Source organism: Rhodococcus sp. D-6 (assembly GCF_040256695.1).
In the GTDB taxonomy this organism is placed as follows: domain Bacteria; phylum Actinomycetota; class Actinomycetes; order Mycobacteriales; family Mycobacteriaceae; genus Rhodococcus; species Rhodococcus pyridinivorans.
On record NZ_CP132970.1, the window covers coordinates 3,961,805 to 3,987,744 of the forward strand.

Consider the following 25,940-nt stretch of genomic DNA (forward strand, 5'->3'; position numbering starts at 1 on the left):
GATCTGCTGTGTCCAGCCCCCATCCCGGACCGTCCCTGCTCGACCGCATCACCCACCTCGAAGACCTCGAGGCGATCCGGAAGCTCGATGCGCAGTACTGCCGCCACCTCGACGACGGCAACTGGGACGCGCTCATGGAGCTGTTCACCGATGACGGCGAGTTCGACGGCCTGTCCCACCCGCAAGGAAAGGAGGAGATGCGCGCCTTCTTCGCGGGACTCGCCGACGGCGGCCTGACCTCCTTCTGGCACTTCATCACGAACCTCGAGATCGACCTCGACGGTGACCGCGCCACCGTGCGCTCGTTCCTGTGGCAGCCGTGTGTCACCGACGGCACCCCCGCGATCGCGGCCGGTCGCTACAACGACGAGGTCGTCAAGGTCGACGGCCGCTGGCTCTACAAGGTCAAGCAGGTGCGTTTCCACTTCTTCGGACCGCTCGAGGCCGGGTGGGACGAGAACCTCTTCGCGCTCGACAGCGCCCGCGGCGCGGCGGTGCGGGCATGACCGACACCGTGAACGGCGTCCCCACCTCGTCCCCGGAGGACGAGCTCGTCTGGACGCGGATGCTCCGTCTTCCCGAGATCGCCGAGTTGCGTCGCCGACGCGCCCGCGTGACCAACACGCTCGGTGGCATTACCGTCGTGCTGTTCACGTCCTTCCTCGTCGCCTTCATCGGGTTCCCCGACCAACTCGGCGCCACCGTCGTCCTCGGCATCCCGCTGTCGCTGTGGGTGGTGTTCTCCCAGTTCGCCGGAACCTGGGTGCTGGTCTGGGCGTACTTCCGTCTCTCCCGCACCTACATCGGCCCCGCCGTCGACGACGCCGTGGTGGCCGTCGAACGGAACCGTCCCGCATCCGAGGAGGTCGCATCATGACCGGTGACGCCGATTATCTCGCCATCGCGATCTGCAGCGCCGTCATCTCCCTGACCCTATGGGTGACCTTCGCTGCATCCCGGCGCGCGAAGAGCGCCGACGGATTCTTCGCCGCAGGTCGCTCGATCTCGAGTTGGCAGAACGGATTCGCCATCGCGGGCGAATTCATCTCCGCCGGCAGCTTCCTCGGCACCACCGGCCTGATCTTCTCCAAGGGCGTCGACGGCACCGTCATCCTGTTCACGTCCGTCATCTCGTTCCTGCCGGTGCTGTTCCTCCTCGCGGAGAAGATGCGCAATCTCGGCAAGTACACCCTCGCCGACGTCCTCGTCTTCCGCACCGACTCGCGGAACGTGCGGGTCGCGGTCGCGCTGAGCACGATCGCCACCGGCACCTTCGTGCTGCTCGCCCAGCTCGTCGCCGCGGGTGTGCTCCTCGAATCCGTCTCGGGCATCCCGTTCTGGCTGTCGGTGGTGGTCGCCGGATCGCTCATGGGCATCTACGTCTTCGTGGGGGGCATGCTCGCCACCACCTGGGTGCAGGTCATCAAGTCGACGATCCTGTCGGTGCTCGCGATCATCGTGTGCTTCGGCATCCTGGCGCAGTTCGGGTTCGCATTCCCGAAGGTCCTCGACGCCGCAACCGACAACGCCGTCGCGGGCGACGCGATCCTGTCCCCCGGCCTGATCTTCGGCCAGACCAGCGCGATCAACCTCGTCTCCTACGCGCTCGCGTTCGCCCTGGGCACCGCCGGAATGGCGCACATCCTCATCCGGTTCTTCACCGTCCCCGAGGCCACGACGGCACGTCGCTCGCTCGGCTGGACCGTCGCGCTGTGCAGCCTGTTCTATCTGATCGTCATCGTGATGGGCTTCGGCGCCGCGGCCGTGCTCGGACCGAACGGCACCGATCTCGTCGGGCCCGGTGGCAACCTTGCGGCACCCGTCCTCGTCACCGAACTCGGTGGCGGAGCCGGCACGGTCGGTGGGTCCATCGCGCTCGCACTCGTCGCCGCGGTCGCCTTCGCGTCCATCGTCGCAGTGGTCGCCGGTGTCGTGATCTCCGCGGCCGGCACCTTCGCCCGCGACGTGTGGCCGGCGGTCACGCGGAAGGAACCGATCGAGAATCTCGACGCGGACGAGCAGGCCCGGGAGGACCAGGCCCAGGCCCGCATCGCCCGGTACGGGGCCGTGTCCTTCAGCGTCCTCGCCATCGGCCTGGCCATGCTCATCGGCGACGACACCAACATCACCTTCTTCATGGGCATGGCGTTCATGGTGGCCGGCAGTGCGCATCTGCCCGCTCTCGTGCTGAGCCTGAACTGGCGGCGCTTCAACGCCACCGGCGCGGTCTGGGGTGTGCTCACCGGTCTCGTCTCGACGGTCGTGAGCCTGATGTTCACCGAGGCCCTGTGGATGGGCAGCGGCCCCGCTCCCCTGACCATCCAGCTCCCGGTGATCGTCACCATGCCGCTCGGCATTGCCGCGTGCGTGATCGGATCGATCGTCGGCGAGAAGCGTCGGGGACGAGGCCGCCTCGAGGACGAAAAGTTCGCGGAGATGCTGGTGCGCGCGGAGACCGGCATCGGCGCGGAGGTCGCCGCCACGCACTGATCCGTCAGCGATATTTCGGGTTCGCGACCTTCAGCCGGTTCGCGGCCAACCCCCTGACCACCTCGGCGACCTGCGGGTCGTCGAGGTGATCTCGTCCTGCACGCACACCGAGGGCGAGTTCGGCTTCGGAGCGGTAGCCGAGCCCGGCGAGCCGCACCCGATAGGTCTCCCGCACCGCCGGGGCGAAGAGGGCCTCCCGTGCGGCGATGCCGAGAACGTGCGCCGCCACCCGGCTGCGGTAGCGGGTCTTCGCATCGGCGCCCGCCCCGACCTCCAGGACGAACTCGCGCACTGCCCCGAGCAGCTCCTCGACGGGCGGTGCTCCCAGGAACTGTGGGGTGGCGGGCGGAGTCTCCGTCTCGTCGTGGGGAGGGACGTCGAGCAGGTCCAGCAGGTCGTGTTCGCACTCGGCGACGCGCCGGCCGATGGCGAGCAGTTCGAGGGTGTTGTCGCCTCCCGTCGCCGCTGCGGCGGCCTGCATCCGGCAGATCACCGCCCACCGCAGCGAGCCGTAGACCTCCCACCAGTGGAGGACCTCGGGGTCGGGACTCTCGCCCGATTCGTCGGCGTACCCGCGGAACAGGTCGTCGCGGGAACCGAATCCGCCCACCGGATGCGGCGAACCGAAACGCCAGGTCCGGGTGCACAGCCACCCGAGGTCCTCCATCGGGTCACCGACGTGCGCCAGTTCCCAATCGAGCACCCCGCGCACGCCCTCCGCGTCGACGAGGAGGTTCCCGTTGCGGAAGTCGCCGTGCACGAACGTTTTCCCGGTCGCCGGTGGACGGTTGCGGAGGAGCCACGCGAACGCGGCCTCGAGCGTCGGCACGGGGTTGCCGTTGGTGAGGTACTCGTCGAACAGGGAGGTCAGCGGGTCGTGTTCGGGCAGGTTCGGTACGGCCTCGATGTCCATGCGGTGGATCCGGGCGAGGATGCGTCCGAGTTCGTAGGGCAGTGCGGCGCGGACCTCGGCCAGATTCTCGTCGCGCAACAACTTCTGCGGCAGTGCCTCGCCGGGCACCTTCGACATCACGAGGTAGGCGCCGATCCCGGGGTGCGGTTCGTCGCCGCTGCGGTCGATCACGTCGGGCACGGGCACGCCGATGCGGGCGGCCTCGTCGAAGGACGCCGCTTCCATTGCGATCCTGCGTGCGTCCTCGCGTCCTGGCGGGTCGCGGCGCAGGATCAACTCCCGGGTGTCGCCGGTGGCCGACACCGCGGTGATCGCCCAGGTCTCGCGGCTCGCACCACCGGTGAGCCGTTCGATGCGCCGCAGCGTCCAACTGCCGTCGAGTACCGACGAAAGACGCTTCGTCAGTTCGTCTTTCAATTCACCGCTGACGCCACCCACCGCGACCTCCCCTGTTCGGTTTCCTGCGGTGGATACTCCCACGGTGATCCGCGGTGTGCGAGTACTTCGGCCGTGGAGGGTCAGGCTGCGAACCCCACCGCGCCGATCACCGGGATGATCGTCATGAAGACGATGGCGAGCGCGAACAGCGTGATCGTGATCTTCTTGTCCCAGCGTGATCGCGTCCCCGTCGCGGCGAGCATGAAGAAGACGAACCCCACGCAGATCGATCCGATACCGATGACGACGGGTGTTTCCAACATGCCTCCATCATCACCCATCGCGGGTCGGCGCTTCGGGGTCGGTCATCTGTCGGCCGCCGGCTGGAACAGTTCGATCGGATTGCCGGCGGGGTCGGCGAGCAGGATCTGACGACCGCCCGGACCGGTCACCACATCGCTTCGGAGTTCTATGCCGGCACCACGCAGGCGAGCGATCTCGGCGTCGAGGTCGTCGACGACGAGGTGGATCCGGTTACGGCCCGGACCGACGAACTCCTCGGGGGTGGCGCGGGCCCCGGAACTCGCCGGCCCGGACAGCAGCAGCCGCAGCGAACCCCTGATCACATCGGCGAAAGCGGGCGCGGGGTGGGTGAGCACGGTGAAGCCGAGATAACGGGTGTAGAAGGCGACGGCCGCGGGCACGTCGTCGACGAGGTATCGGACGCTGACGTATTCGTCGGTAGTGGTCATCGGTTGCTCCTGGTCATGTTGTGACGGCATGGGTCTCGCACAGATATCGGATGCGGGTGTCGATCTCGGCCGCGATGACACGGAAGGCCGGATAGGTCTCTTCGTCGGCACCGCCGGCCGCCGCCGGGTCGGGGATACTCCAGTGGATCCGGCGAGTCTCGCCGTCGAATTCGGGGCATACCTCGCGGGCCCTGTCGCACAAGGTGATCACCGTGCCGAACCGGCGGCCGGCGAGACTGTCGAGGTGGCGGGGATGTCGGTCGGCGATGTCGATCCCGAATTCTTCTCGCAGCACCCGCACCGTGTTCGGGTGCATGTTCCGTTTCGGGCAGGTGCCTGCGCTGGTCGTGTCGACGGTCCCGCCGGTGCGCTGCCGGAGCAGAGCTTCCGCGATTGCGGAGCGCGCACTGTTGCCTGTGCACACGAACAGCACCGGTGAGGGCGTCTCGGATGTGAACGTCACAGGCGGGCGGTTGCACCCCAACCCCGGATGCAGTGCGGCACCTACGCCGGCCAGCATCTCGGTGCACCGGTCGAGGTCGAGGTGGTAGTAGCTGTCGCGGCCGTCGAAGCTGCTGCGGGAAACCCGCACCAGCCCGCCGTCGCGGAGCAGGCGGAGGTGATAGGAGACGAGGTTCTGCGGCTCCCCGACCAGTGACACCATCTCCCGGACCCGATAGTCGCCGCCGGACAGCGCCGCGAGCAGCTGCCACCGCACCGGGTGGGCGGCCAACTGCACGAAGGCCGGGACAGGTTGACGCACCGACTTCATCACCCGATGATAGCACCAGATACATCAAATCATTTTGATTCAATTTGGATGCGCGCGAAGGAGCCGTGATGTCGGAGACGACAGGGACGGGCACGCCCGAGGGGTTACAACGGCGCCTCGGGGCGGCCGACGCAGTCGTGATCGGCCTCGGATCGATGCTCGGGGCGGGGATCTTCGTGGCCCTGGCGCCCGCAGCCGGAGCTGCGGGGTCGGGCCTGCTGATCGGGCTCGCGGTGGCGGCAATCGTGGCGTACTGCAATGCGTCCTCGTCGGGACGGCTGGCGGCACGGTACCCGGTCTCCGGTGGCACATATGTGTACGGACGCGAACGGCTCGGCGAGTTCTGGGGATATCTGGCAGGCTGGTGTTTCGTGGTCGGCAAGACCGCCTCGTGCGCGGCCATGGCGTTGACCGTCGGCCTCTACATTTGGCCCGAGCAGGCGCACGCGGTTGCGGTCGCCGCGGTCGTGTTGCTCACGGCGGTGAACTATCGCGGTGTCCAGAAGTCGGCACTGGCGACCCGGATCATCGTGGCGATCGTGCTGGCCGTACTCGCCGCGGTGGTTGTCGCAGGGTCTACCTCCGGCTCCACCGAGGTGGCCCGACTCGGGTTCGGCACCGACATCACCGTGGGCGGGGTGCTGCAGGCGGGCGGGTTGTTGTTCTTCGCCTTCGCCGGGTACGCGCGGATCGCCACCCTCGGCGAGGAGGTACGCGAACCGGCGCGCACGATACCGCGCGCGATCTCGATGGCACTGGGCGTCACCCTGCTCGTCTATCTGGCGGTCGCTTCGGTCGCGCTGCTGGTATTGGGCCCTCGCACGCTGGCCGAAGCGACTGCACCGTTGTCGAGTGTGGTGACCGCGGCCGGGGTCGAGTGGTTGGAGCCGGTGGTGCGCGCCGGGGCCGTCGTTGCCGCTCTGGGTTCACTGCTCGCCCTGGTGCTGGGAGTGTCGCGCACCACCTTCGCGATGGCACGGGACCGGCATCTGCCGCACGCGCTGGCCGCGGTGCACCCCCGGTTCGCGGTGCCACATCGAGCCGAACTCGCTGTCGGAGTGATCGTCGCGGTCGTCGCCGCAACCGCAGATGTCCGTGCCGCGATCGGATTCTCGTCGTTCGGGGTGCTGGTCTACTACGCCGTCGCCAACGCCTCCGCCTGGACGCTTCCGGGCGGGCGACGCGGGCGCATCATCGCTTCACTCGGGCTGGCCGGATGCCTGACCCTGGCGTTCACGCTGCCCGGCTCATCGGTGCTCACCGGTACGGCCGTGATCGCAGTGGGCGCGCTGATCTACGCCACACGTCGGCGCTTCAGGTCCCAGCCGGAACCGGTTGAACCGCAACGGTAGATCCGTCAGAAATGAGATGCCCATCGGCCTACCGCCGGTCGGAGGTAGCGCCACTGTCGGGCCGAAACGCGCCGTGGGAGGTCATCGGCACGTAGTGCTGCAGGATCACCGCCGCGACCGGTCCGTCGCCCGGTCGGTCGGCGCGCAGGACGAGAAGCCTGCTGCCCCTGCGCGCAGGCTGGTGTTCGAGCGTCAGCGATCAGCCGCCGCCCTCGGCGTCGCTGCCGGTGCGAACAGAGGTTCACAGACGGTGGTGCCGGCCTCGGCCGTGTACCGGTTCGTCGTGCCCGTACGGTGATCGATCATGGTGACCGAGTCGGGATCCCCTCCCGGGACCGATGCCGACGCGGTGTAGCTGTAGCGATGTTCGGTGGTGGCGAACCGCGGGTCGAGTCGAGGGAATTCGCATCCGTGATCGTCGAGCGCGGTGGCGGTGATGCGGCGGGCCCTGCGGTCGACGGTCAGCCGAGTGAGCGTGCCGCCGAAGGCCGGTCCGGCATCGCCCCGATAGTTGCGCAGGTGACCGTTCTACCCTTCCCAGCCGCCGGCCGGATCGTGCGCGACGAGTTCGACGACGGTGCGATCGCCGGCCTCGTGGGCGTTGGTGACGTGAAAGTGGAACAGCGCGTCGTGTTCGAAGGTCGCCGGGTCACCACCGTCCCGCAACACCAGGACGATGGTGGTGCCGAGTTCCGGTCGGTACGACAACGGATCGTCGAAGGGCGCAACCCCAGTGCAACCGGGACGGGATTCCGAACCAGCAAGGGTCCCAGCACGAACACCATGTGCCGATCGGTCAGCGCGAAGTCGTGGACGAATCCGAGCTCGGGAATCGGGATCGTCGCGGGCCCGTGCAGCCGACCACCACGGTCCAACCATCTATCGCCGGTACGCATCGAAGGGCCATCTGCTGGGCGTCATCGTGAACCACGAGCTCGACACTCTCGAACAACTTGTCCTCGGTCGCCTGCGATTCGCCGACGAACCGTGGCTCATCCGCTCCGAAAGGGCAGCACACTGGTCGATATCGTCACCGAGCGGGCACTGAAGCACATCACCGGCCCACCCCTGGCTGCGCACCTCGGGCCGACCCCGGAGACAGCAGTGGAATTCATGGTGGGCGTGGTCTTCAGCCAGTTGCTCTCCCCCGCCCGGCACATGACCCACGCCGACGTCGCCGCGTATGTCACGAACGCGATTTACCGTCCTGACTCACGCGGATCAGCGGTTGAGCTGCGTGATCCGTCCGGTCAGCAGCGTGGCGAACGCCGTCCACGCCGAGTACGGAGCCAGCGCGGCCCCCGCAGCCGGATTCGCCGCGGCCGTCCGGCGGGTCAGATCTGCGGTACTGGCGGCGAGTAGGGCGGCGACCACAGTGGCAGGCATCAACCGATGCCACTTGAAGAACACCCACGACCACGACGCGTTGAGAACGAGATTCGTAGCCAGAGCCGCGATGTAGTTGCGACGACCCGCGTAGTCGTCGGCGTCGGTGTACTCGTCGATCGCGACGGCCGAGGTGACAGCGATATCGGCATACAGCGCCGTCCAGACGATCGGGAACGCCGCGGCCGGAGGCTGGAAACCGGGCTTACGCAACTTGCGGTACCACCGGGAGTCCGTGTCCTGGGAGGCGATCGATCCGACGATCGCGGTGGTCGTGGTGGCAGCGGCGGTCGCGAGAACGGTACTGAGTCTCATGTCTGTCGGCTCCTGTGGATGACGGTTGATCGTCGGCTACCCGAGCCGAAGGCGCACGAAACGGACACCTCGGTAGGGTGGCGGGCCGGGAGGTCGACATGAGTGGATTGCAGCAGGTCGGTGACGGGGTCTGGGCGTTCGTGCGCACCCCCGGCGGTTGGGGTGAGGCCAACACCGGGTTGGTCGTCGCACCGGGAACGGCGTCGCTGGTCGTCGATACCGCATGGGACGTCGCATGGGCGCAGCGCATCGCCGAGGCGCAGGCACCGCTGGTCGCCCATGCTCCGATCACCGACGCGGTGAACACCCACAGCGACGGTGACCACTGGTGGGGCAACGACACGCTGCCATCCGACACACGGATCATCACCAGCGCCGCCGCACTGGACGCCATGCGCGAAGATCTTCCACCGCGCGCCCTCACGGTGCTTGCGGGCACGGGCTCGCTGATCCGGCGGCTGCCGGGACCGATCGGCGCGGCAGGTGCCTACATGGCGCGCGTCCGCGGCGACGCCCGCTTTCCCCGTCGCACACCCCGGATGCCCGACACCATTTTCACGACCTCGCTGTCTCTGGAGATCGGTGGTCGCGTGGTCGAACTCGAGCAGCTCGGGCCGTGCCACACGGCCGGCGATCTCGTCGCCCGTGTCCCCGACGCCGGCGTGGTCTTCACCGGCGACCTGCTGTTCATCGGTTCGACTCCGATCCTGTGGCACGGCCCGCTCGACAACTGGTTGTCGGCGCTCGACCGTCTGCTCGGCTGGGACGCCGCGGTGTACGTGCCCGGACACGGACCGACCTGCGGTGCGGCGGAGATCCGAGCACTGCGCGACTACTGGCTGTGGCTGCGCGACGCCGCCCACGATCATTACCGGGCCGGACTCACTCCGCTCGAGACAGCGCGGATGCTAGTGCGCACGAAAGACATCGATGCGTGGCGTCACTGGGAGTCGCCGGAGCGCATCGCGTTGAGCCTGAGCACCCTGTTCGACCAGTGGAACGGCAACCCACCGGCGCCGCCCACCGTGAGGCGACGCGCTACGGCCTTCGTGACGGCCGAGACCCTGCTGCGCGAAGGCACATTCGAGGCGTCCTGATCGACGGTCAGGACAGGTGCTTCGGCTCCGGGGTCGTCTTGTGCGACCAATCCGATCCCGCGGGCGCGGTTCCGAGCACATCCGGGCACTCGTCGTCGCGACTTCCGGCGGGCGTCAGGGAGATCACGATCGACTTGTAGGTGGGGCAGTTGCTCTTCAGCGCAGTCGAATCGAGCGGGACGAGAGGGTTGGTCTCCGGATAGTAGGCGGCCGCACTTCCCCTCGGCAGGTCGTACTCGACGATCCGGAACCTCGTGGCGCACCGTTCGCGGTCGTCGCCGTCCCATCGTGTGAACAGGTCGACGAAGTCTCCGTCGTCGAAACCCAGTGCGGCGATGTCGTCCCGGTGCATGAACACGACGCGACGGCCGCCCTCGATCCCGCGGTAGCGGTCGCTGAGGCCGTAGATGGTGGTGTTGAACTGGTCGTGACTGCGCATCGTCTGCAGCAACAGATGCCCCGGCGGGACCTGAACCACCTCCACCGGCGAGACGGCGAATTCCGCCTTACCCGAATCGGTCTCGAAGCTTCGGGTATCGCGAGGCGGATGCGGCAGGATGAACCCTCCCGGACGCCGGACATTGACCTCGTAGCCTTCACAACCCGGGACGACGCGGGAGATGCGCGAGCGGATGTTCGCGTAGTCGTCGCGCATCGCCTTCCAGTCGATCCCGTAGCGGTCGCCGAGCGTGGCCTCGGCGATGCCCGTGATGATCGCGACCTCCGATCGCACGTGCTCGCTGGGCGGTTTCAGCGGTCCTCGGGAGGCGTGGACCGCGCACGTCGTGTCCTCGACCGACACGAACTGCGGTCCCGAGGCCTGGACGTCCTTGTCGGTGCGCCCGAGCGACGGAAGGATCAATGCGGTTCTGCCGCAGACCAGATGGGAGCGGTTGGGTTTCGTCGAGATGTGCACCGTCATGTCGATACCTGCCATCGCCCCGGCGGTGACGGCAGTGTCCGGTGCCGCCTGCACGAAGTTGCCGCCGAGGCCGAGGAAGAACCGCACCTTGCCGTCGCGCATCGCCTTGATCGAATCGACCGTGTCGTAACCGTTCTCACGAGGAGGACCGAAACCGAACTCCTTCTCGACCGCGTCGAGGAAACTCTGCGGTGCGCGTTCCCAGATCCCCATCGTGCGGTCGCCCTGGACGTTCGAGTGTCCGCGCACGGGCATGAGGCCGGCGCCGCGCTTACCGATGTTGCCCTGCGCGAATGCGAGATTGCAGATCTCCTTGATGGTCGCGACCGCGTTGCGGTGTTGAGTCAGGCCCATGGCCCAGCAGAAGACCGTTGCCTTCGAGCGTCGCAGCATCTGCGCAGCCTCGGTGATCTGCTGACGCGACAGGCCGGTCGCGGCGACCACCTCGTCCCAGTCGATGTCCCGGACGTGTTCGACCCATTCGTCGAATCCCCGGGTGCGGCTCTGCACGAAGTCGTGGTCGAGCGCGTCCCATTCGACGAGCAGCGACCCGAACGCCTGCAACAGCGCGAGGTCGCCATTCACCTTGATCGACAGATGCAGGTCGGACAGATCCGTTCCCCGACCGAGCACGCCGCGCGGTGTCTGCGGGTTCCGGAAGTTGACCAGCCCCGCTTCGCGCAGCGGGTTGATCGTCAGGATCTTCGCGCCGTTCTGCTTGGCCTCTTCGAGTGCGGTGAGCATGCGCGGGTGGTTGGTGCCGGGGTTCTGCCCCTGCAGGATGATCAGCTCGGCGTGGTGCACATCGTCGAGCGTGACGCTGGCCTTGCCGATGCCGATCGACTCCTGCAGCGCGATGCTCGTGGACTCGTGGCACATGTTCGAGCAGTCGGGCAGATTGTTGGTCCCGAACGCCCGCGCGAACAGCTGGTACACGAAGGCCGCTTCGTTCGATGCCCGTCCGGACGTGTAGAAGGTGGCCTGATCGGGGCTGTCCAGCGACTTCAGCTGTTCACCGATGAGGGTGAAGGCCTCGTCCCACTCGATCGGGGTGTAGTGCGTGGCGCCGGGCCGCTTGACCATCGGATGCGTGATGCGGCCCTGCTTGCCGAGCCACAGCTCGCTGTGCTCGGCCAGTTCCGCGATGCTGTACCTGGCGAAGAAGCTCGGGTCGGCACGTCGCTTGGTGCCCTCCTCGGCGACGGCCTTGGCGCCGTTCTCGCAGAACTCGGCGATCTTGCGATGACCGGGGTCGGGATCGGGCCACGCGCAACTCGGGCAGTCGAACCCTTCGGCCTGGTTCAACTCGAGCAGTGTCTCGACCGAACGCACCAGCCCCATCTGCTCGAGGGATCGCTTCACCGCCATGGCGACGCCGGTGACACCCGCTGCGGCCTTCTTCCGGTCTTCGACCTCGAGGTCGCCTTCGTCGTAGTCGGCCCGCCGGTCACGGTTCCGCATTCGATCACCTCTCCCACGCACGGTTTGCCGAGGAGTACCCCGGTCCGCCGCCTGCCGAAACGGGTCGGCGATTACGCCCGGACCCGCATCCCGCAGCCCCACCCGGACGTACTCTCGGGAAATGGGACGGTCGAAAATGCTCGGAATCCCGGCCGCTGCGGCGGCCGCTGTCGGTGCCTACGATCTTGTGCAGAAGCGCCATTCGCTGCTACGCAACTTCCCGATTCTCGGGCACGGTCGCTATCTGCTGGAGTCGCTGGGACCCGAACTGCGGCAGTACATCACGACGAACAACAACGAGGAACGGCCGTTCAACCGCGATCAGCGCCGGTGGATATACGCTTCGTCGAAGAACGTCACCAACACCTTCGGATTCGGCAGCGACAACGACATCGAGTACACCGACGGGTACACGATCATCAAGCACCGCACGTTCTCGGACCTGCCGCCGTCGAGTGCCCCTCACGGGGGCGACAAGGTGTCGCTCCCGTCCGCGAAGGTGCTCGGCGCTGCCCGGGGACGTACCCGTGCCTTCCGTCCCGAGTCGTTCGTCAACATCTCGGCGATGAGCTTCGGTTCGCTGTCCGGTGCCGCCGGGAAGCACTCAACCGGGGTGCCGGGACGGCCGGATGCCTGCAGAACACCGGTGAAGGCGGCCTGACGACGTACCACCGCAACAGCGGAGAATTGATCTTCCAGATCGGCACCGGCTATTTCGGGTGCCGCGACGAGGACGGACACTTCGACCTCGCACGACTGAAGCGGGTCGTCGAATCGGCACCCGTGCGTGCCCTGGAGATCAAACTCAGCCAAGGCGCCAAGCCCGGACTGGGCGGATTGCTACCCGGAGCCAAGGTCACCCCGGAGATCGCCGAGGTCCGTGGAATCCCCGTCGGCAAGGACTGCGTGAGCCCGTCGCGGCACACGGAGTTCCACGACATCGACAGCCTGCTCGACTGGGTCGAACTGCTCGCAGCCGAAACGGGACTTCCCGTGGGGATCAAGTCCGCCGTGGGCGACACGACCTTCTGGGACGAACTCACACGCCAGATGAGCGAGACCGACCGCGGAGTCGACTTCGTCACCATCGACGGCGGCGAAGGTGGAACCGGCGCTGCACCATTGGTGTTCGCCGACGCCGTATCGCTTCCGTTCCGCAGCGGCTTCGCGCGGGTCTACGCGACATTCGCCGAAGCCGGCTTGACCGACGACGTCACCTTCATCGGTGCCGGCAAACTCGGCCTGCCCGACAACGCGGTGGTGGCGATGGCGCTCGGATGCGACATGGTCAACGTTGCCCGCGAACCGATGTTCTCGATCGGATGCATCCAGGCGCAGAAATGCCATACCGACCGGTGCCCCACCGGCGTGGCGACGCAGAACCGTTGGCTCACCCGAGGACTCGACGTCCCGACCAAGGCCGACCGCGTCGCCGACTACATCGAAGCCCTCCGCCGCGACGTGTTCAAGATCGCGCAGGCGACGGGTGTGGCGCATCCCGGCCTCATCACTGTCGACGACATCGAGATCGCCGACGGCAATCGACGCGCCGTCACCCTGCGGGAGCTGTACGGCTACCGAGACGGGTGGGGACTGCCGTCGCAGGCGGACCGGGAGGAGATCACGCGTCTGATGACCGCGGAAGCGGTGACGACACCGGGTGGGACGGAGGAGTCGACGGCTACGTCGTAGTCGTGCGCGCGTGCGTCGGCGGTACGGACCGAACGACCCACCGACCGGAACCGGTCTGGCAATCTGCACGACACCGCCGACACACAGAGGTCGGCGGAACCGTGTGGATCTGCAGCACAATCGGTCTCGGTGGAGCATGCGTCATCACCCTCTACCGGTCCGGAACCATCTCGAGAATGTCACAGCCGTTCGTCGAACCTCGGCATCCGTACCTTCGGATGACCCAGGGAGGGTGACTACCAATTTCTTCCCGAGGAATGGTTGCCTGAACAAATCACCGGGTGACAGTGTCGAGTTGGTGCAGCGTGGAGTAAGGCAGGGGCGGAACAGAACTCGTTCCATGCGAACGCGATGAGAGGGGCCGAGGCCACATGTCGGCACCCGTCGCGATCCCCATCGACACGCAGTACCGAATCCTGCTCCGACGACGCTTCCTCGACCAGGACACCGTCGATCGTGCCGTGGCTGCGGCGCAGGACCGGACCGGCGACATGCATGCCCAGCCAGGTCCCGACCAGATTGACCTGCAGGACATGCTCGAACTCGGCGCGGTCCTGCTCCTCGATGGTGCCGGCCGCCAGAATCCCGGCGTTGTTGATCAAGGCACGAAGTGGACCGACCGATTCGGCGATGTCGAGTGCGCGGAGCCAGTCCTGTTCGTCGGTCACGTCCAGATGGACGTACTTCGCCTTGCCGCCGAGATCGGCTGTGGTCTTGACTCCTTTGTCGTCGAGGACGCCTGCGATCACCACGCTTGCGCCGGTGTCGGCGAGTTGCGCGGCAATGGCGGCGCCGATACCGCGGCTACCGCCATGGTCCACCACCTCAGCAATTCGAACATACTATCGAGTAGGCGATTCGTTGTCGGGCGCAACCGTCGGCCCAGATCTGGCGTGCACTTCGTCAGGGCGTCGCAGAGTGGTTGCTCAGGATTGGCCGTTCGTCTGCTCGATAGCCTGCTCTGATGACGACCAGCCCCAAGCGATGGTTCCTCACCTCACGCTGGTGTCAAGTCGATGCTGCCGGAACCGCCAGCCTGTGTGGAGAGTCCCTTCCGGCTCAGTGGTCACGCCCAGGCGATCACGTGATCAGCCCAGACCTCGAGAAGACCATGGTGGTGGCTGATGGCGAGAACGCCGAGGCCACTGCGGGTTTCCTCGGTGATGACCGTGGTCAGCGCCGCGGTGGTGGCCGGGTCGAGCATCGCGGTCATCTCGTCGCAGATCAGGTAGCGAGGCCGTTGGACGAGAGCGCGCGCAAGGCAGGCGCGTTGGAGTTGCCCGTCGGACACCTGGTGGGGACGGCGGGCGAGGAGATCGTCGGTCAGCCCGACTCGCTGTGCGGTGGCGTGGACGGTGTCGGCGCGACCTCGGCGGGTGCGGAGGGGTTCGGCGATGATCCGGCCGAGGGTCCACCGTGCGGTGACGGCATTGCGGGGTGATTGGAACAGCATCGCGACCGTGCCGGGCGCCGCGACGGACAGCGGCTTGTTGTCGAGGGTGATGTGGCCGTGTTGCGGGGTGTGCAGTCCGGCCAGGACGCGCGCGAGGGTGGTTTTGCCGCTGCCGGATGCTCCGGTGAGTCCTGTGATGCTGCCGGCGGGGATGGTCAGGCTGACGTTGGTGAGCACAGGCTCGCCCCCGTGATGACCGGCGGTGATGCGGTGGGCCTGCAGACTCACGAGACGGCCCCGATCAGGCGACGCACGGACCGGTCACCATGTTGTGCGATGTAGGTGGGTCCGCCGGAGAATCCGGGTGCGGGTCGGCGTCGGTGGTAGATGCACTCGTTCGGCAGGTCTGTCAGGGTCGGGGGCATGCCGGGGATCGGGTGCAGTCCGCCGCTCGGGAGCGCGGCGAGCAGGTCGCGGGTGTAGGGATGCCAGGGGTCGGCGAACACGGCTGCGGTGGGGCCGGTTTCGACGAGGCGTGAGGCGTACATGACGGCGATGCGGTCGGTGTGGTCCGGGAGGGTGTCGAGGTCGTGGCTGATGAGCAGGACCGCGGCCCCGGCGTCTGCGGCCGCCCGGAGCAGCCGCAGGGTGTGCTCGGTCAGGTCGGGGTCGAGATTCGAGGTGGGTTCGTCGGCGACGATGACCTGCGGGTCCCCCGCGAGGGCGAAGGCGATCGCGGCGCGTTGAGCCATGCCGCCCGAGAGTTCGTGCGGGTAGAGGCCGGCGACGGCGGGCTCGAGGCCGACCCGGGTCAACAGCGCGGCCGGGGTGTGCGCGCTGCGTAGGTGCCGGCACGTTTCCGCGAGCTGGTCGCCGACGCTGCGGACCGGGGTGAGGTAGGTGGCGCCGGACTGCGGGATCCATGCGATCCGGCGGCCGCGGACCTGCCGCCAGGTGCGCGCCCCGGATCGATCGAGGTGCACGTCGCCGCTGCCGGGGCGGTGGAGGGTGATGCCGCCGTGGACGGTCGCTGCCCTCGGCAGCAGCCCGCAGATCGCGGCGCCGACGACGGATTTTCCGCAGCCGGATTCGCCGACCAGGGCGTGTACCTGCCCGGCGGCCAGGGTGAGGTCGACATCGGTGGCGGCGTGCACGGTTCCGGCGGCGGTCGGGATACGGACGGTCAACCCGTCGAGGGTCAGCGCGGCGGTGGTCATCGGATAGCCCTTTCCGGCAGTGGCGGGGTGATGCGGTGATCCACGGCGGCGCCGACGACCGCGACGGCGAGAGTGGTGACGACCAGGGCGGCCGCGGGGAACAGCAGGGTCCACCAGGCACCGGTCAGCACGGCGGCGCGGGCGTCCTGCAGCAGCGTCCCGACCGACGCCTGGTCCGGGGGCAACCCGAGGCCGAGGAACGAGAGCGTGGACTCGTGCCAGATCGCGTGCGGGAGCAGCAGAATCACCGCGACGATCCCCTGCCCCGCGGCGGCCGGGACGAGATGGGTAATGGCGATCCGGGTGCGGGTCGCGCCGGACAGGCGCGCGGCCTCGAGGTAGGTGGCCGAACGCGCGGCGCGGACCTCGGCGCGCGCGATGCGCGCTACCTGCGTCCAGTGGGTGAGCGCGATCGACGCGACGATCGCGACCAGATTGCCGGGATAGAACGCGACGACAACGATCCCGAGGAGCAGGTGCGGCAGCGCGTTGATCCCGTCGACCAGCCGCATCACGATCCGGTCGACCCAGCCGCCGAGTGCGCCGGCGGCGACACCGACCGCCACCCCCAAGACTGCGGAAGCGACCGCGCAGACCGCGGCGATCACCAGGGACACCCGCAGCCCGGCGGCAGTGCGGACGAACAGGTCCCGGCCGGCAAGGTCGGTGCCGAACCAGTGCGAGCCGGACGGCGGTTGGTAGGCGGCTGCGAAGTCGGTCAATCCTGGGTTTGTCCCGGTCAGCATCGGGACGACCAGCGCGTACACCGCGATCACGGTGAGAACAGCGATCGCCCCGGCCACGCGGTGGGGGCGGTGCCGGAGGCTACGCATCGTCGGCCACCCGCGGGTCGAGGAGCGCGTGTGCGAGGTCGGCGAGCAGCGACCCGGCCAGCACCAGCCAGGTGGTGCCGATCGTCAGGGCGGCGAGCAGCGGGAAGTCCAGTTCGCGGGCGGCGGTGACGAGGCTGCCGGCGAGCCCGGGCCAGGAAAAGATCTCCTCGACGATCGCCGCTCCGACGAGCAGCTCGGGCAGCCGCAGCCCGATGACGGTGGTGAACGGCCCGAGCGCGGCGGGCAGCAGATGACGGCCGACGACGACCGGTTCGGGCAGGCCGCGGGCGCGGGCGCCGAGGACGGCGTCGGATTCGGCGGCGCTGCGCACGGATTGACGCAGCGAGTGCACCAGCCACGGCAGCAGCGACAGGGTCAGCACCGCCGCCGGCAGGACCAGATGCCGGGCGATCTGCGCGGCGGTGGGGTCGGCGCCGGGGTCGGTCAGCCCTGCCACCGGCAACCACCGCAGGGAGACCGCGAAGACGGTCACCGCGCCGAGGGACAGCACGAACGGGGGTACGGCTTGCACCACGGTTGCAGTTGCTGCGATGGCGCGGTCGAGTCGGCCCCGGGGGTGCAGGCCCGCCCACATCCCGGCGGCCAGCGCGAGCACGATGGCGGCCGCGAGGGCGGTGCCGGACAGTAGCAGCGTCCAGGGTCCGCGCTCGGCCAGCACGGTGGTGACCGGTTGGGCGTAGCTGCGCGAGGACCCGAGGTCACCGGTGACGGCGTGGCCGATCCAGCTCGCCCACTGCTGCCACCACGGCGCATCGAGGCCGAGTTCGGTTGCCACACGCTGTTTGTCGGCTGTCGACATCGTCAGGTAGCGGTCCCCGAGATAGCCGGCGAGCGGATCGAACGGCGAGCCTGCAGCCAGGGCGAACAACGCGAGCGAGACCGCTGCGGTCAGCGGGATCGCGAACAGCGCCCGCCGGACGCTCATCCGGGCGATTCCCCTGCCCCGGCGGCAACGGGTGCGAGCTGTCGTGGTCTGCGCGGTGGCCGCGGCCGGTCGGGTGACGGTGGTGGTCATGGCCGCGTCCATTCGCGCAGGTTCCACCACGGCCCCCACGAGGCACCGTGACTGTGTGGCTCCAGAATCGGGGTGCTACCTGTGTACTCGGTGTCCCTGGAGACATAGGTGTGGTCGAGGAACACGAGCATCACATAGCCGGGATCGGCGACATACGCCGACTGGACGCTGCGGTACTGCGCGGCGCGCTCGTCGGGGTCGGTGGTGCGGCGCGCCGCATCGAGAGCGGCGTCCACGACCGGGTTCACATAACCGGAGGCGTTGTCGTAGGGCGAGCCGACACCGGGCTGGGCGTAGCTCGAGTGCAGCGTGCTGTAGATCTGCGGATCCGGGTCGTAGGGCAGGTCACCGCCCCCGAGCAGACCCGCCTCGACCGGCAGCCGATCGGGCAGGCTCGCGCGGTCGACGGGCTGCACCTTCACCCGCACCCCGATGCGGTCGGCGTCGGTGGCGAACGCCTGCGCCAGGTCGCGGCGCAGGGTGTCCTCGGGGAAGTACATGACCGTGAACTCCGCCCGGACTCCTGCCTTCTCACGCACTCCGTCGGCGGATCGGATCCAGCCGGCGGCGTCGAGGATCTGCTCGGCGGCCGCCGGGTCGAACTCGAATGCCGCGGTCGGCTCGTACGCCGCGCCGTACACCTCGGGCAGCGGCGTCGACGCGGGACGCCCGTAGCCAGCCAGCACGTGGTCGACGATCGCCTGCCGGTCCACCGCCCGGTTCAGCGCGGCGCGGATCGCCGGGTCCGCGGTGACCGGGTTGCCGGCGGGCAGGCTCACCGCGCGCCAGTCGGCGGAAGTGTTCGACGCCACCTCGAACCCCGGCCGGTCGGTGAAGGTCGCGGCGAGCCGGGGCGGCAGGTTCGCGCCGTCGACCTCCCCCGCCACCAGCCGCTGGGCGCGCGCGTTGTCGTCCGGGACGTGCACCACCGTCAGATGCTCGACCTGCGGTGCACCGTCCCAGTAGTCCGCGTTCGCCTCGAACACCGCCTGGTCCGGACGCAGCGATACCAACGTGTAGGGGCCGGTGCCGACCGGGGCGGTATTGAGGACCGACTCCGATGCGAGGCCGCCGGACAGGCGTTCGGCCGGCACGATCCCGATCAGCAGCTTCGTCGGCAGCGCCGCGTACGAATACCTCAGATCGAAACGCACCGCATGCGGCCCGGTCGCGGTGACGGACTCGATCATGTTCAGCGAGGTTGCCAGCGGGGATGCGGAGGCCGGGTCGAGGATCGCGCGGTAGGTCGCGGCGATGTCCTCGGCATCCACGGTGGTGCCATCGGTGAACCTCACGCCGTCTCGGATCGTCACTTCCCAGTGCAGCCCGTCGTCGCTGACGGTCGGCATCTCCGCGGCGAGTGCCGGCTCGAAGGTCGGCATCCCGTCGCCGCCGACCAGCCGCAGCAGGCCGTCATAGAGCTTCGACTCCCCCGCCTCACCGTGACCGGCGATCGGGTTGTAACCACCGAGGTCGAAACCATCGGCAAGAACCAGGCCATCGGCTGGTACGGGGGGCGCTGCGGGGACGGTCGCGCAAGCCGTCGCGGCGGCGACCGTGGCGAGGACAGCGACTGCCATCGCGGTTCGGGATCGTGTGCGCACTCAGGGGCCTTCCGGTCACGGTGCCCCCCAAGTACGGCGACACCTGCATGGTCGTGCAGGTGTCGAAGTTAGATTTCGCCTTCTCCATCGGTCAAGTCCCGTGAGGTGGTGTACGACGTCGTCGCGTGATTCCTCGTCGGTGGATCAGGCGGTCAAGGCCGGTGTCACCTCCTCGGTGCCCTCGGTGACACTGTCGGCGGGCTTGCCGGTGCGGGAGCGGGCGAGTACGTCGAGGCCGAGGTAGCGGCGGCCTTCGATCCACTCGTCGTGCTGCTCGGCCAGCACCGCCCCGACGAGTCGGATCAGAGCGGTGCGGTCCGGGAAGATCCCCACCACGTCGGTCCGGCGGCGGATCTCCTTATTGAGGCGCTCCTGCGGATTGTTGCTCCAGATCTGTTTCCAGATCTGCTTCGGGAACGCGGTGAACGCCAACAGATCCGACCGGGCGGCGTCGAGGTGATCGGCCACCTTCGGCAGCTTCTCGGTGAGTGCATCGATGATTCGATCGTATTGTGCGTGAACGGAATCCGCGTCGGGCTGGTCGTACACGGAGTGCAGCAGTGTCTTCACCCAGGGCCACGACGACTTCGGTGTGACGGCCATGAGGTTCGTCGAGTAGTGGGTGCGGCACCGCTGCCAGGAGGCGCCGGGCAGGGTTGCGCCGATCGCCGCGACGAGGCCGGCGTGGGCATCGGAGGTCACCAACCGCACCCCGGACAGGCCGCGGGCGACCAACCCGCGGAAGAAGGTCAGCCAGCCGGCGCCGTCCTCGGCGGAGGTGACGTCCAGCCCCAGGATCTCGCGGTAGCCGTCGGCGTTGACCCCGACCGCGACCAGGGCGTGCACGTTCACCACCCGTCCGTTCTCGCGGACCTTGAGGACCAGGGCGTCGGCGGCGACGAACGTGTACGGGCCCGCATCGAGGGGTCGGTTCCGGAAGGCCTCGACCTGGGTGTCGAGGTCTTTCGCCATCACCGAGACCTGCGACTTCGACAGCGAGGTGATCCCGAGGGTATCGACGAGTTTCTCCATCCGCCGGGTCGAGACCCCGAGCAGGTAGCAGGTCGCAACAACCGAGGTCAGGGCTCGTTCGGCCCGCTTGCGCCGTTGCAGCAGCCAGTCCGGGAAGTACGAGCCGGACCGCAGCTTGGGGATGGCCACGTCGAGGGTGCCGACGCGGGTGTCGAAGTCGCGGTGCCGGTAGCCGTTGCGAACGTTGACGCGTTCGTCGGAGCGTTGGCCGTAGTCGGCGCCGCACAGGGCGTCGGCCTCGGCGCCCATCAGGGCGTGGATGAACATCGTCAGCAGCTCGCGCAGCAGGTCGGGGCTGGCGCCGGTGAGTCGGTCTTCGACAAGCTGGCGGAGGTCGATATCGTGGGCAGTGGTCATCGCGTGCTCTTTCGTCGAGTCGAGTTGGTAGCTCTCTCGAAGAATCACGCGGTGACCGTCTTTCGTCCGGTTACGACACGCCGGTCATCGGATCCGATCCGGCTCGTACACCATCCTGATGGACGCAACCTCTCCATCTCCGCTGACCAGCGGAAGGCCGCTCGACGCCCATGTCGCCAAGCGGCGCGCGATCGGTGGGTCGAACCGAGGTGCCAAGGGCGTTGTTCGGCAGGCAGTGCCCGCGGTACGCGATGCACGAGCGCCGGTCAGCGACCCGCTCCGCTGTAATGCCCGGGCTTTGCCCGGCGATGGCTAGGTGCACGGACCAGCAGGTATTCGAGTCGGGGCCTTCGTGGCTTCGTTGTGAAAGCGAAGGTTATGAGGGCGATTGCGGCAGTTGGGCTGATGTCTATGGTCCTGTTGGTGACCGGCTGTTCCGAGGACGGCGATACGAACGCCGCGGCGCCGGCCACGGCCACGACGGTTTCGACACCGCCACCGACAACAACATCGGCCACACTGTCGGCGACGCCCTCGACCGAGCCGGAACCTGTGCCCGTCGCCACGAGCACCACGGCCTCAGCCGAGACCGTCGCAGAACCTTACGTCGTCGAATGCCTGGATGGCACCCCAGGAAAAGCGATGTGGAGCGATGGCACAAAGGCGTTCTCCCAGTGGTGCTACGACCAGCGCGGCGGCGACGAGTACTTCCGGCAGGAACGTGAGGCCAACACCTTCGAGTGCGACGGCACCGTCTGCCGCAACCCCTACACCGGAGGCTCATACCCCGATCCCCAAGCCCAATCTCAGCAGTCGACGGCGGACAAGCTAATCGCGTGGTGCGGAACAGACAAGAACTTCTACAACCGCGGCACGACGTACTACACCGACGGCACCTCGTCCTCATGGACGCAGTACTGCGCCGACCAGTTCGACTCGGTCAACAACCCGCCGCTGCCGCCAGGCACGAACGGCGGTGGCGGTGCCGTCGCAGGACCGTGCCCGGCAGCCGACCAAGGCGTCATCACGTACACCCCCGACGGCCGCAAGCAGCAATGCTCCAACGGCCACTGGGTCTACATCGCTTGACATGCACCCGGGCTCGCGCAGGTCAGGGATTGCCCGAATGGTCGAACAACCACCGTTCGAACAGATCCGGGCGCACATTGCCGGCCTCCTGCGCCCACCGAGCGAGCAGGGAGCAGTACCGCTGGTACGTCTCGGCCGGCCAACCCGTTTCGGGATGCAATGAGGTCCACCCGATGTCGACCAAGGCGGCCGCAACACGGCTGTCGAGGATCAACGACGGGTGATCCGGTGCACCTGCCCCGGCGAAGTACAGGTACTTCGTGAAGAACGCCGGGCCGAGATGGGCGATCGCGGGGGCGCCCCGCGGGTAGAGCGTGTCGTAGGCACGTTCGGGGTCGCGGTGAGACAGTTGCGCGGCCGTACGCAACGCCAGCGCGGCAACGGAGCGGTCCCGGGACACCGAATCCATCCGGTTGAGAATCTGCCGCACCTTCCCGCCCGCGCCCCACGCGAGGGTGTGCCACAGCAGAGCGAGGGTATCGGTGGGAGAACCCGACGACGCAGCCGCGAGCGCGAAGATGTCCCCGCGGGTGATGACAGCCCTGCCGTGGTCGACACGGTGCCCGGTGCTGTCCCGTCCGACGACGGGCCCTCCGGGAAGGCCACGCTCGCGCAGCGCATCATTCCACCAGGTCAGATTCACGGTGACCGGATGATCGAGGATGACCTGGCGAGGGTGAGCGGACTTCACCCATGCCAGGCATGCCTCGGGCGGTTCGACGGTGCTCAGATCGGTCGGTGCCATGGCCTGATCCTGCCCGACCACCACGGGGAATGCGGGATCCGGCTGCCGGTGTCCCCTGGCTGGACCTTAGAGGGCGAGTGCGCGGCGTTCGTCCAGGCTCTGCGCCGAGGCGGGGTATTCGGCAAGCATGTAGGCGCGGAACCGTGCCCAGTCCTTGTCGTCGGTGAGCGCCCAGCCCATCCCGTACATCGGGCAGACCTCCTGATAGCAGGACCGGCACACGATGCCGCCCAGCGAGCCTTTCGCGGAGGCGTCGCAGCAGGGGGTCAGGTGGTAGGCGACGCCCGCGTAGGCCACGACGTGGGCGGTGTCGTCACGGTAGATCTCGACGATTCGGTCGCGGCGTTCTGTGGTGGTCTCGGTCATGGGAATCCTCCATCGAAAGCTGTATGGGCGGTACATCTTTGAGCGTCCGCGGCGACGTCGACGGTGTTGCACCTGGCGGTGGCGAAGACCGTCGTTACTCTCCGGCGTGCACCGACATCGCCGACTTCGAGGAGCCCCGAGGATGCCCACGCGCACAGTGGCCGCGCCGACCACCGACGAGGATCTGCAGCAGTGGTCCCGCCGATTCGATCTCCTCGCCGATCCGAATCGACTGCGGATCCTGCATCACCTGCATCACGAGCCGGACTTGTGCATCTCCGACCTGGCCGACGCGGTCGGTATGCGGCCAACTGCGCTGTCGCAGGCACTGCGGCTGTTACGGGAGCAGGGATGGGTCGCGGCGACACGGCAAGGGCGGCTGATGCGGTACCGGTTGGTAGATGCGACCGTCCACTCGTTGCTGCATACGGTCGGGGCCGACCACCAGCACTGAGTGGCTTTCCCTGCTCCGTCCCCGGATAGCGGTTCAGCCAAGAACCGCGTCGTTCCAGTGCAGGTCGAGTCCTGTACGGCGTCGGCGCATCGCCACTGACGATCCGTACACGGCCAGCCGGCTTGTGTGCCGATCATCATCGTCGGTGCGCAGCACGACGACCGGGGTGCGGGTGACGTGCCCGGTCGAACCGGGAGGCCGGACCCGCTCGATGGACGTGTGGAGGATCCCCGCGGCGATCAGGTGTCGCACCACGAGCGCCACCCGGCTGAACAGATCACCCCGCCGGTCGTACACCGGTACATCGAAGCTGAACTGGCCCTCACGCTCGTGTGGATCGCCCGTCTCGGGGGCCGCCCACACCTGCGGGTGCAGACGCTCGGCGTCGAGCATCAGAGCGGGCAGGGCCGCACCCCCGTACGCGCGGGCGGCGGCGTCCGCGCGACCTGCCTCATCAGTGGTGAGGGTGTCGTACGTCGAGATCCAGTCGGCGATGCGGAATCCTCCCCCGGCGGGCCACCAACTCAGCGCGTGGATGGTCTCGGTCGCGGCGTCGTCACCGTCGGCGGTGACCGTGAACGGAGCGGAGAAGGTCAGGTGGGCCTGCGTGTACGGCAGCTCCTCGGCCTGCACACCGAGCGCTGCGACGTCGTCGCTGGTCAGTGCGTGTGCGGCAGCGATTGCGACCGCACCTGCGGCCGGTGAGGCGATGAGCAGCGGCATCTCGGCCAGTCGATCGGCGCGATCGGTCAGCCACTGGCCGACCATCGGCATCTCCGCGCCGGCAGCGAGGTCGCCGGTGGGCACGGCGGCGACGTAGCCGTAGGCGTGAGCGAGCCAGGCCGCCAAGCGCACACCGGTGGACTGCAGATCCGGATTCCAGGCCGCGGCCAGGTCCACCTCGACATGGGAGCGGAGCGCGGCTGCAAGGCGGTTCCGCAGCCACGCGACCGCTTCGGCGTGGTCGGTGACCGCGCTGGCGGCGGCGAGTCGGGCGTCCCAGGTGGGAAGCGCGTGCATGGTCATCGTGGGTGAGCTCCTCGATTCGGAGGTTGGACAGCGTCCGGGACGGCCGGACGCCTGAGCAGGGGGGTTGTTGTGCCGGTGGCGAGGATGCGGCGCTGGCGGGTGATGTCTCGGGTGCTCGCTTGGTGGGCAAGCACTACTGCGGCGGCGAGGGCCGCGAACAGCACGGTGAAGGCACCGACGACGAGGGCCACCATGGTGAACGGGAAGCTGGCGTCGGTCCACGTGAGGGACCAGACGGGATCCCCGGCACCATCTGGTGCGGCGAGGCGGTCGAGGCGGTAGGCCACGCGCATGAGGATCCATCCGACTGTGGCTCCGGTGAGGGCGGCCGTGGCGATGGCTGTGGCGGCGACGGCGTGTGGTGAGGCAGGACGCAGGGCGGTCATGGTGGCGGCGACGGTAGCTGGCGGGTTCACCGCTTCACCGCGTGGGTCGCTGCCTCCCCGGATCGGTTACTGGCCCGCCGGTCCGAACCGATGTGTCACGTAGTTGCCGCCACCGCCTTCGTAGGTGGTGTCTCGGTTGTATTCGTCGTTGCCGACGATCACGCCGCCGGTACCGCGGGTCCAGGTGACGTCGTTGAGATACGTCAGTGCAGCCTGATACAGGCCGGTGACGGCGGCGTGGTCCCGGGCGTGGTTGTTCTGGGGGACTTCCCAGTGGAGGGTGCGTCCTTCGAGTGTCAGGCCGAACTCGCTCTCTCCCCATTCGCGGGTCCGAGCGTTGGGGACGGGGAACGCGGCGGCGATGACCGCTCGGGTCGGCTTGCGTCCGCCGTTGGATTTGACGATGGACTGTGCGCGCATCCGGGCATCGGCACGGCGATGCGTGTGCACGTCGTCGTACGACACCGGAATCGACACTCCGTAGGGGATCGCGGCAACCCGCTTGGCCAGGGGCAGGGCCTTGACGTCGTTCCACACAGCGTCGATTTCAGCCACGACGAGTGCCCTGTAGGTGATCGCGGAGGCGTTGAGTGCCTTGCGTAGACCGGGCACCGCGGCCGCTGGCAGGGTGATCGTCCCGGCCTCCCATTCGTAGCAGCTCATCTCTCGAAATCCTCTCGTGCGCTGGGGGATCGGACTCTTCGATCGTCTCGATGGAGGAAACCGGTGTTGCAGACCGTGGTCGCCACACGAGACGCCGGCACCGCTCGGGCATCACGACGGACAGCACTGCGCTCGCCGACACCGCACTGCAACACCGCCACCACAGCCTCCGAACGATCGCTGGTGTCACCGCACATCGACCTGGG

26 protein-coding genes and 2 pseudogenes are annotated in these 25,940 nt (G+C 68.0%); 9 read left to right on the plus strand and 19 right to left on the minus strand.

What is annotated here, in order from left to right; genetic code table 11:
- Positions 1-8: 8 nt before the first annotated feature.
- The 3 genes from RBB84_RS18480 to RBB84_RS18490 are packed head-to-tail and all read left to right on the plus strand — an operon-like array spanning position 9 to position 2,490.
- Positions 9-506 (plus strand): nuclear transport factor 2 family protein, encoded by a 498-nt coding sequence (locus tag RBB84_RS18480; protein ID WP_350246388.1) that lies wholly within the window; start codon positions 9-11, stop codon positions 504-506.
- Positions 503-877, plus strand: a complete 375-nt coding sequence (locus tag RBB84_RS18485; protein ID WP_006553118.1) for a DUF485 domain-containing protein — start codon at positions 503-505, stop codon at positions 875-877. The genes RBB84_RS18480 and RBB84_RS18485 overlap by 4 nt, the downstream gene beginning before the upstream one ends.
- Positions 874-2,490: a cation acetate symporter gene (locus RBB84_RS18490; protein ID WP_016692584.1), complete on the plus strand. Its 1,617-nt coding sequence runs from the start codon at positions 874-876 to the stop codon at positions 2,488-2,490. Before RBB84_RS18485 ends, RBB84_RS18490 begins: the two co-directional genes overlap by 4 nt.
- Positions 2,491-2,494: 4 nt before the next feature.
- Here RBB84_RS18490 and RBB84_RS18495 read toward each other — a convergent pair whose 3' ends face one another.
- The 4 genes from RBB84_RS18495 to RBB84_RS18510 form a co-directional block, all read right to left on the minus strand.
- Positions 2,495-3,841 (minus strand): phosphotransferase family protein, encoded by a 1,347-nt coding sequence (locus RBB84_RS18495; protein ID WP_024102392.1) that lies wholly within the window; start codon positions 3,839-3,841, stop codon positions 2,495-2,497.
- 80 nt (positions 3,842-3,921) lie between these two features.
- A complete protein-coding gene (locus tag RBB84_RS18500) occupies positions 3,922-4,104 on the minus strand; it encodes a hypothetical protein (RefSeq protein ID WP_006553115.1) in 183 nt (60 codons plus the stop codon).
- Between the two features lie 42 nt (positions 4,105-4,146).
- A complete protein-coding gene (locus RBB84_RS18505; RefSeq protein WP_006553114.1) occupies positions 4,147-4,533 on the minus strand; it encodes a VOC family protein in 387 nt (128 codons plus the stop codon).
- A 13-nt stretch (positions 4,534-4,546) separates the two neighbouring features.
- On the minus strand, positions 4,547-5,305 hold the full coding sequence (locus RBB84_RS18510) for an ArsR family transcriptional regulator (RefSeq protein ID WP_350246391.1): 759 nt from the start codon (positions 5,303-5,305) through the stop codon (positions 4,547-4,549).
- Positions 5,306-5,373: 68 nt separating this feature from the next.
- On the opposite strand from RBB84_RS18510, the gene RBB84_RS18515 reads away from it, so the two are divergent.
- On the plus strand, positions 5,374-6,657 hold the full coding sequence (locus RBB84_RS18515) for an amino acid permease (protein ID WP_006553112.1): 1,284 nt from the start codon (positions 5,374-5,376) through the stop codon (positions 6,655-6,657).
- Positions 6,658-6,751: 94 nt separating this feature from the next.
- Positions 6,752-6,955 carry a hypothetical protein gene (locus RBB84_RS18520; RefSeq protein WP_006553111.1) on the plus strand — a complete coding sequence of 68 codons (204 nt, stop codon included), beginning with the start codon at positions 6,752-6,754 and terminating at the stop codon, positions 6,953-6,955.
- Here the strand turns inward: RBB84_RS18520 and RBB84_RS18525 are convergent.
- Together RBB84_RS18525 and RBB84_RS18530 are read right to left on the minus strand one after the other, a co-directional pair.
- Positions 6,934-7,536 (minus strand): annotated as a pseudogene (locus tag RBB84_RS18525) (carotenoid oxygenase family protein); the annotation flags it as partial. The gene RBB84_RS18520 and the pseudogene RBB84_RS18525 sit on opposite strands and share 22 nt — an antisense overlap.
- A 342-nt stretch (positions 7,537-7,878) precedes the next feature.
- The gene (locus tag RBB84_RS18530) at positions 7,879-8,358 is read right to left on the minus strand and encodes a TspO/MBR family protein (RefSeq protein WP_024102396.1); all 480 of its coding nucleotides are present in this window, start codon (positions 8,356-8,358) and stop codon (positions 7,879-7,881) included.
- Positions 8,359-8,456: 98 nt separating this feature from the next.
- Here RBB84_RS18530 and RBB84_RS18535 point away from each other — a divergent pair, with 98 nt between their 5' ends.
- Positions 8,457-9,455, plus strand: a complete 999-nt coding sequence (locus RBB84_RS18535) for an MBL fold metallo-hydrolase (protein WP_350246393.1) — start codon at positions 8,457-8,459, stop codon at positions 9,453-9,455.
- Between the two features lie 7 nt (positions 9,456-9,462).
- Here RBB84_RS18535 and RBB84_RS18540 read toward each other — a convergent pair whose 3' ends face one another.
- Complete coding sequence (locus tag RBB84_RS18540; protein WP_350246395.1) at positions 9,463-11,838, minus strand: FdhF/YdeP family oxidoreductase; 2,376 nt, start codon at positions 11,836-11,838, stop codon at positions 9,463-9,465.
- A gap of 121 nt (positions 11,839-11,959) precedes the next feature.
- Between RBB84_RS18540 and RBB84_RS18545 the strand changes: the two are divergent.
- Positions 11,960-13,530: pseudogene (locus RBB84_RS18545) on the plus strand (FMN-binding glutamate synthase family protein).
- Between the two features lie 236 nt (positions 13,531-13,766).
- Here the strand turns inward: RBB84_RS18545 and RBB84_RS18550 are convergent.
- The 7 genes from RBB84_RS18550 to RBB84_RS18580 form a co-directional block, all read right to left on the minus strand.
- Entirely contained in the window at positions 13,767-14,354 is a 588-nt protein-coding gene (locus tag RBB84_RS18550; RefSeq protein WP_350246397.1) for an SDR family NAD(P)-dependent oxidoreductase, read from the minus strand.
- A gap of 242 nt (positions 14,355-14,596) precedes the next feature.
- A complete protein-coding gene (locus RBB84_RS18555) occupies positions 14,597-15,211 on the minus strand; it encodes an ATP-binding cassette domain-containing protein (RefSeq protein ID WP_350246399.1) in 615 nt (204 codons plus the stop codon).
- The gene (locus RBB84_RS18560) at positions 15,208-16,140 is read right to left on the minus strand and encodes an ABC transporter ATP-binding protein (RefSeq protein WP_350246401.1); all 933 of its coding nucleotides are present in this window, start codon (positions 16,138-16,140) and stop codon (positions 15,208-15,210) included. The genes RBB84_RS18555 and RBB84_RS18560 overlap by 4 nt, the downstream gene beginning before the upstream one ends.
- The gene (locus tag RBB84_RS18565) at positions 16,137-16,973 is read right to left on the minus strand and encodes an ABC transporter permease (RefSeq protein ID WP_350246403.1); all 837 of its coding nucleotides are present in this window, start codon (positions 16,971-16,973) and stop codon (positions 16,137-16,139) included. The genes RBB84_RS18560 and RBB84_RS18565 overlap by 4 nt, the downstream gene beginning before the upstream one ends.
- Positions 16,966-18,009, minus strand: a complete 1,044-nt coding sequence (locus tag RBB84_RS18570) for an ABC transporter permease (RefSeq protein ID WP_350246404.1) — start codon at positions 18,007-18,009, stop codon at positions 16,966-16,968. The genes RBB84_RS18565 and RBB84_RS18570 overlap by 8 nt, the downstream gene beginning before the upstream one ends.
- Positions 18,006-19,589, minus strand: a complete 1,584-nt coding sequence (locus RBB84_RS18575; protein WP_350246406.1) for an ABC transporter substrate-binding protein — start codon at positions 19,587-19,589, stop codon at positions 18,006-18,008. The genes RBB84_RS18570 and RBB84_RS18575 overlap by 4 nt, the downstream gene beginning before the upstream one ends.
- A gap of 168 nt (positions 19,590-19,757) precedes the next feature.
- Positions 19,758-21,002, minus strand: coding sequence for an IS256-like element IS1164 family transposase (locus RBB84_RS18580; protein WP_255026428.1), 1,245 nt, complete (start codon positions 21,000-21,002; stop codon positions 19,758-19,760).
- Positions 21,003-21,644: 642 nt separating this feature from the next.
- On the opposite strand from RBB84_RS18580, the gene RBB84_RS18585 reads away from it, so the two are divergent.
- Positions 21,645-22,091, plus strand: coding sequence for a hypothetical protein (locus RBB84_RS18585; RefSeq protein ID WP_193904192.1), 447 nt, complete (start codon positions 21,645-21,647; stop codon positions 22,089-22,091).
- Between the two features lie 22 nt (positions 22,092-22,113).
- Here RBB84_RS18585 and RBB84_RS18590 read toward each other — a convergent pair whose 3' ends face one another.
- Both RBB84_RS18590 and RBB84_RS18595 read right to left on the minus strand, forming a co-directional pair.
- The gene (locus RBB84_RS18590; protein ID WP_350246408.1) at positions 22,114-22,836 is read right to left on the minus strand and encodes a hypothetical protein; all 723 of its coding nucleotides are present in this window, start codon (positions 22,834-22,836) and stop codon (positions 22,114-22,116) included.
- A gap of 66 nt (positions 22,837-22,902) precedes the next feature.
- Complete coding sequence (locus RBB84_RS18595) at positions 22,903-23,202, minus strand: hypothetical protein (RefSeq protein ID WP_193904190.1); 300 nt, start codon at positions 23,200-23,202, stop codon at positions 22,903-22,905.
- Positions 23,203-23,344: 142 nt separating this feature from the next.
- Here RBB84_RS18595 and RBB84_RS18600 point away from each other — a divergent pair, with 142 nt between their 5' ends.
- Positions 23,345-23,656 (plus strand): metalloregulator ArsR/SmtB family transcription factor, encoded by a 312-nt coding sequence (locus RBB84_RS18600; RefSeq protein WP_193904189.1) that lies wholly within the window; start codon positions 23,345-23,347, stop codon positions 23,654-23,656.
- Positions 23,657-23,689: 33 nt separating this feature from the next.
- Here the strand turns inward: RBB84_RS18600 and RBB84_RS18605 are convergent, their stop codons facing one another.
- Genes RBB84_RS18605 through RBB84_RS18615 form a run of 3 tightly spaced genes read right to left on the minus strand, consistent with a single transcriptional unit; the run spans position 23,690 to position 25,734 of the window.
- Entirely contained in the window at positions 23,690-24,682 is a 993-nt protein-coding gene (locus RBB84_RS18605) for a hypothetical protein (protein WP_350246410.1), read from the minus strand.
- A complete protein-coding gene (locus RBB84_RS18610; RefSeq protein ID WP_071935013.1) occupies positions 24,679-25,101 on the minus strand; it encodes a hypothetical protein in 423 nt (140 codons plus the stop codon). Before RBB84_RS18610 ends, RBB84_RS18605 begins: the two co-directional genes overlap by 4 nt.
- Positions 25,102-25,137: 36 nt before the next feature.
- Positions 25,138-25,734: a hypothetical protein gene (locus RBB84_RS18615; protein WP_219129082.1), complete on the minus strand. Its 597-nt coding sequence runs from the start codon at positions 25,732-25,734 to the stop codon at positions 25,138-25,140.
- Positions 25,735-25,940 lie beyond the last annotated feature (206 nt).